Consider the following 5,335-nt stretch of genomic DNA (forward strand, 5'->3'; position numbering starts at 1 on the left):
TGCTTCTTCTGTTGCAACTTCAGTAGATTCTTCTGTTGCAACTTCAGTTGTTTCTTCGGAAGTTTTATCTTCAGATACTACAGCTTCGTGATCATCAGCAGCATTCTTAGAATCTGAATCATGGTCATCATCTTCACCCTGATCATCTTCACCCTTTATTTTCACTACAGCCTCATGATCATGAGTAACTTTCTTAGAATCAGAATCATGGTCACCATCTTGATCCTGATCATCTTCATCTTCTGTTTTCACGACAGCCTCATGAAGATGATGAGCGACTTTTTTAGAATCAGAATCATGGTCATCATCTTCACCTTGATCATCTTCATCCTCTGGTTTTACTGCTGAATTGGAATCATGATCTTTCATTTTTTCATCCTTTTCAACATCCGCTTTGTCTTCTGTCTTTTCATCATGCTTGTGATCTGTTGTTACATCCTCGGTTGCTGGTGCTTGAACTGGAACTTCCTCTTTAACCGCCTCTTCAGCTGGAACTTCCTTTACCGGCTTTTCCACTTTTCCAGCCTTGCCATGAACGGCTGAGTTTGGCGCAGCATGTATTTTTGCCGATTCACTGGCATGTACACTTGCTTGAGATTTGTTAACCTTTTCAGCTTTTCCAGCCTTGCCGTGAACGGCTGAGTTTGGTGCAGCATGCATTTTTGCCGATTCACTAGCATGCACACTTGCTTGTGATTTGTTCACTTTTTCAGCTTTATGGTGTTCGTTTTGTTCGTTTCCTTCGTTTTCAGCTTTATGTTGTGCCTTTACTTTTGGTGCCGCAGGCTTTCCAAATTTTGAATAAGATTCATGCTTTTCTCTCTCATGACCTTTTTCCTTATTTTCGTATTTTACATGAACAGAGTGCTCCCCTTTTGCCTTATCAGGGCCGGAAGCTTCCGTAAAATGTGCACCTGCAAAAATTCCAAAAGATACAGCTCCAGCTAATACAAACGATTTAACAACTTTATTAGGATTAAGATAATGATTCATTTTTAATTCGCTCCTTTTATTTTCCTGTTTCCGTGGCATTTAGCTGCGGTTAACGGTTTATAATAAAGGAGCTTTCTTGCGGCGGTGGTGAAGGTGGAGCATTTACCCATTGATTATTCATAAGTTTATCCCGAGAAAAGTAAGCCTGGACAAGATTGATTTCATTGTATTTATTCCATTCAAACCACTTCTCCAAGAAACTTACTGTCTGTAAACCCTGGCTGACTCGATCATTTGATTGACCACCAGGACTGTTTAAACGTTGGGTCGGGTTAATAACCTGATCGACGGTTGGGATCTCTTCCTTACTGGCAGGGACATTTCCCTTTTGTGGTAGCACTGGTAAAGAAGGTTCAAAATGTTCAACCTTTTTTGGTGCTGATAGATCTGAACCTTTTACTTTTGGTTCAAAGCTAGAAACCAATCTCGTCGATTTGGATTTATTTTTTACAGTGTTTCCATCGTTAAGCTCGGATTTATTTTTTACAGTGATATCAGAGGGGTGTTCGACTTTATCTTTTACTGCAATATTAGAGGAACGCTCGTTCCTATCCTTAAGCTTATTCTTTCCCTGCCCTCTATTATCACCCCTGACAGCTTCGCTTTTCTCCTGACCAGGAGCCTTAACGGTGTTTTCAGTCTTGTTTATTTTAGATAGACCGTATCCGTTTCCTTTTGCCTGCTCCGGCAAAGTCTTCGGATCTTTAGCAGCTGACTTTTTGGAACTACCTTGGTTCGCAGCATGATTGGAATCCTGCTGTTTTACACCATTCTGTTTTTTACTAGCCTGTTCAGGCATCACCACAGTTTTTTCCCTTGGCTTCGCGTTTTCAGCTTTTGCCGGAACGTTAGCCTGTTTAGCTGTGTTCCCAGACTTTTCTGAAGAATTCTTCACTTGAACATGTTCCTTGTGGGAATTCTGCTGTCCACCATGCTCATTCTTTTCGGCAAAGGTGTTATTTGGTAAAAACAGGGCTGCTCCGACCATAAGCACGGGTATAAGAAAATGGCGGAAGTGCAACATCTCACCCCCTTTCATTAATCGTCATGTTCACGAACAAAATTCGTGATAATGAAACATTTTTTGACCATTTTCTTCACGAATATAAAGAAACAATTCTTTTCACCTATGATTCCATGATTCATATTACCCTTAGTTTTGGAGTATTTTAGCGATTCAGGACTATCTTTAGATTGGACAGGTCTTATTTCTAATCAAACAATTGATTGGATTTTGTTGAGCAATCAGGGTGCCCTGACTTTTTTACTCAACATTGCAATATTTAAGAAGGAAATACAGGTTTTAAACAGAATTAATAAAAAGGATATATTGAATGTAATAAACACACCAAAGTGATCCTAGATTTACTTATAAAAAATTTATTTAGGAGAGTGAGAAGATGGATGTATTCGTAAGCCAGTATGAGTGGATTCGACTCACCAGAGAATCATTATTTAGTTATTGTGAAACCTTGCCACAATCCGATTATATTAAAGAACTTGAAACCTTTGGTGGAGACTCTATTCGCAGTTTGCATGCTCATGTAGCCGATTGTTATCGGGTATGGTTAGGAAGTCGAGCTCTTGGTAAATCTTTTCCCAAAATAACACCAGATTCCATTAACAATGTAGCGGAGATGCGTGAAGTTTTTAGGAAAATCGATGACCTGGTTCATGAATTTCTAAATGAATTTAAAGGCAAATGGGATAACACCATACAAGTATCCTTTGAGGAAGGTAGAAGAGCGGAGATATCTGCACTATGGCTTTTTACGCATACCATTACACATGAATTTCACCATAAAGGACAAATTGTAAAAATCGGCAGACAACTTGGGTATATCCCCCCAGACACGGATCTCATAGGGCCTTAAAGATTCACTATAGGACAATACACTCAATGCTGCCATCTAGGCAGCATTTTTATTATTCGATCCCGTTTCATTCAATTGCACAAAAAGACCCTGTAGAGTAATTTTTTATTATAGTGTCTACTCTACAGGGTACAGTTTACAGTTCCCCACCCTCTCTTTCCAGTTATATTCTTAATTCAATCAATGGACGAGTATATTTTTGGATGAAATAATTTCCTAATAATATACAAAGGCCTAAAGAAAAAACAATTAGGATTAAGTATTGATTAGATAATCCATCTAATGTATCGTCAGAGACGATTGCTTGGATCGATTTAATAATAAATCCGTGTAAGAGGTACACATATAAGGTCCGTTGACCAATTATAGTCATTTTAAATCCATTTGACGGGACAATGGCCAAAAACCCGCAAATAACTATTACTGTTACAAAATATTGGGATGCACGAATGAAACCATCCGTCAATCCCTTCATACCTAAATCGGCATATGGTGTATCACCAAGCAGCCATGGTATGGCATCCTTTGGAAAGCATGTTCCAAATATCAAAATTGTCATAAGGAGAACTGCATATCCAATGAATGTTGAATATTTTACTTTCTTAACCCATTTTAAATGCTTGGAATCTAATAAGAATCCTAATAGAAAATAGGGGAAAAATACAAAAGTTCTTGATAATGATAAATAACTACCCACATGATCGAAATAACCAATTCCAATGCCAACTACAACTGCTATAAGTAATCCAACCCATTTTAGCCTTGCAAATACATGAAGGAGAATATTCCAACAGAACAGGCTCAATAAAAACCATAAGGTCCAGTGTGGCTGTAAAAGGTCAATTTTAAGTGTAGATTCTTCTCCGACCAAATAATAAAAAATCGAATAGACTATTTGAAAAATGATGTATGGTATTAAAATCTTCTTTACGGTTTTTAAGAAATAACCTTTCTTATGAAATCCCTTTGAAAAATATCCAGAAATAAGGATAAAGGCTGGCATATGGAAAAGGAATACGACGGAATATAGAGTGAATAGAATGTTATTGTTAGCTTTTAAAGGACTGATAACATGACCGAAAACGACTAAAAATATCAAAATGAATTTTACGTTGTCAAAGTAAAGACTCCTTTTTTTAGAGGAATCCATAATATCGAACACCTCCAAAAATTTCTTACTCCTTGTTTTTTAATCTTTAAAAAATCATATATGAGTATAACTCTTACCTACCACCTTACAAGGAAAAATAAACTCTTATAGTGGATTTATGTGAAAAAGCATACTAACTCCCTATTAAACTTTACTAATTGGATGTTACAAAACTATGAAATAAAGGTTAATAAACCTTAATAAATTGCTTCTTTTCTTGTTCAACTAAACGGAGCTGGATAGTTGAACAAGGATAGCATAAGTTATTTTGCTATTTATGGTACAATTATTGAATATTTTTATAAAGGTGGTAATGTGATGACTATTAAATGGGATGAAATAACCTATGATAATTTGACTAACATAGAAAAGGCGTTAAATATTTATGACCACGCATTTCCTATTGAAGTGAGAGAGTCACACAATATTTTTTTTGAAAGTTTACAGTATGCAAGATGTAGAAAGCCAAATAGTTTTCGGTTCTTGGTTGGCTTTGAAGAGGGGCAGGTTGTCTCTTTTGCAACAGGGCACTATTTTGCTGATGCTAATTTGGGGTTTATCGTTTATTTAGTTACTAATCCTGATGTACGAAGTAAGGGATTAGGTTCAAAAACATTATTGAAATTAGAAGAATTATTAAAAAAAGATGCCCTTTCAGCAGGAAATGGATCATTAAGGGCTATAATCCTGGAAACAGAAAAACAAGAACTAGTCCATACGGAGGAAGAAAAAGAAGATTGTATCAAAAGAAATCGATTTTTTGAAAGAAATGGCTATTATCAATATGAAGAATTCAATTACGTACAACCACCTTTACATAACGGTGAAAGCAATATCCCATTAAATCTCTTTATTAATAAAAATGATATATCCAAGGAAGAAATCAATGATTTTATTCGAGTTATTTATCAAGAAAAATATTGCTTAGTAAATGGAATTGATAAAAAGGTTCTTAGGACTTGCTTAAAAGAGATGGATGTTGATGAATTAACCTTTTTCAACTAACAGCGTTCTTTACTTTAAGATCAGGCTGCCTTAATTGGCGGCTTTTTATTATGCGACTAACGGCGTTCTTTGCTGCACATTTGCCGAGCATTGTCCAATAGAGAGGTCTAATAAACAATTTATGTGGTTTAAATAGGGTTTTGTCTAATAGAAGGGGTCTAATAGACAATTTAAGTGGTTTGCAAGAGAGTTTTGTCCAATAGAAGGGGTCTATTGGACAATTTAAGGGGTTTATAAAAGAGTTTTGTCCAATAGAAGGGGTCTATTGGACAATTTAAGGGGTTTATAAAAGAGTTTTGTCCAATAGAAGGGC

General features: G+C 36.2%; 6 protein-coding genes. 3 read left to right on the top strand and 3 right to left on the bottom strand.

Features of this window, described 5'->3' with window-relative positions; all coding sequences use genetic code 11:
• Both BANVL01_RS26265 and BANVL01_RS26270 read right to left on the bottom strand, forming a co-directional pair.
• Window positions 1–993, bottom strand: a 993-nt coding sequence (locus tag BANVL01_RS26265; protein ID WP_066148191.1) for a hypothetical protein, incomplete at its 3' end; no start/stop codon positions are given.
• Window positions 994–1,042: 49 nt separating this feature from the next.
• Window positions 1,043–2,014, bottom strand: coding sequence for a hypothetical protein (locus BANVL01_RS26270; protein ID WP_066093058.1), 972 nt, complete (start codon window positions 2,012–2,014; stop codon window positions 1,043–1,045).
• A 26-nt stretch (window positions 2,015–2,040) separates the two neighbouring features.
• Here BANVL01_RS26270 and BANVL01_RS28675 point away from each other — a divergent pair, with 26 nt between their 5' ends.
• Both BANVL01_RS28675 and BANVL01_RS26275 read left to right on the top strand, forming a co-directional pair.
• Window positions 2,041–2,166 (top strand): hypothetical protein, encoded by a 126-nt coding sequence (locus BANVL01_RS28675; RefSeq protein WP_268874978.1) that lies wholly within the window; start codon window positions 2,041–2,043, stop codon window positions 2,164–2,166.
• 227 nt (window positions 2,167–2,393) lie between these two features.
• Window positions 2,394–2,867: a DinB family protein gene (locus BANVL01_RS26275; RefSeq protein ID WP_066093062.1), complete on the top strand. Its 474-nt coding sequence runs from the start codon at window positions 2,394–2,396 to the stop codon at window positions 2,865–2,867.
• Between the two features lie 163 nt (window positions 2,868–3,030).
• On the opposite strand, the gene BANVL01_RS26280 is transcribed toward BANVL01_RS26275, so the two are convergent.
• On the bottom strand, window positions 3,031–4,017 hold the full coding sequence (locus BANVL01_RS26280) for an acyltransferase family protein (RefSeq protein WP_066093065.1): 987 nt from the start codon (window positions 4,015–4,017) through the stop codon (window positions 3,031–3,033).
• Window positions 4,018–4,335: 318 nt separating this feature from the next.
• On the opposite strand from BANVL01_RS26280, the gene BANVL01_RS26285 reads away from it, so the two are divergent.
• Window positions 4,336–5,022 (top strand): GNAT family N-acetyltransferase, encoded by a 687-nt coding sequence (locus BANVL01_RS26285; protein ID WP_066093068.1) that lies wholly within the window; start codon window positions 4,336–4,338, stop codon window positions 5,020–5,022.
• The last annotated feature ends 313 nt before the right edge of the window (window positions 5,023–5,335 follow it).

It is taken from the genome of Neobacillus novalis NBRC 102450, from assembly GCF_001591805.1.
GTDB lineage: Bacteria > Bacillota > Bacilli > Bacillales > Cytobacillaceae > Neobacillus > Neobacillus novalis.

What these genes read in the sequence shown, in the direction of transcription:
- BANVL01_RS28675 (WP_268874978.1), top strand. Translation starts at nt 2,041, where the DNA reads ATGTTCACGAACAAAATTCGTGATAATGAAACATTTTTTGACCATTTT.
- BANVL01_RS26275 (WP_066093062.1), top strand. Translation starts at nt 2,394, where the DNA reads ATGGATGTATTCGTAAGCCAGTATGAGTGGATTCGACTCACCAGAGAA.
- BANVL01_RS26280 (WP_066093065.1), bottom strand. Translation starts at nt 4,017, where the DNA reads ATGGATTCCTCTAAAAAAAGGAGTCTTTACTTTGACAACGTAAAATTC.
- BANVL01_RS26285 (WP_066093068.1), top strand. Translation starts at nt 4,336, where the DNA reads ATGACTATTAAATGGGATGAAATAACCTATGATAATTTGACTAACATA.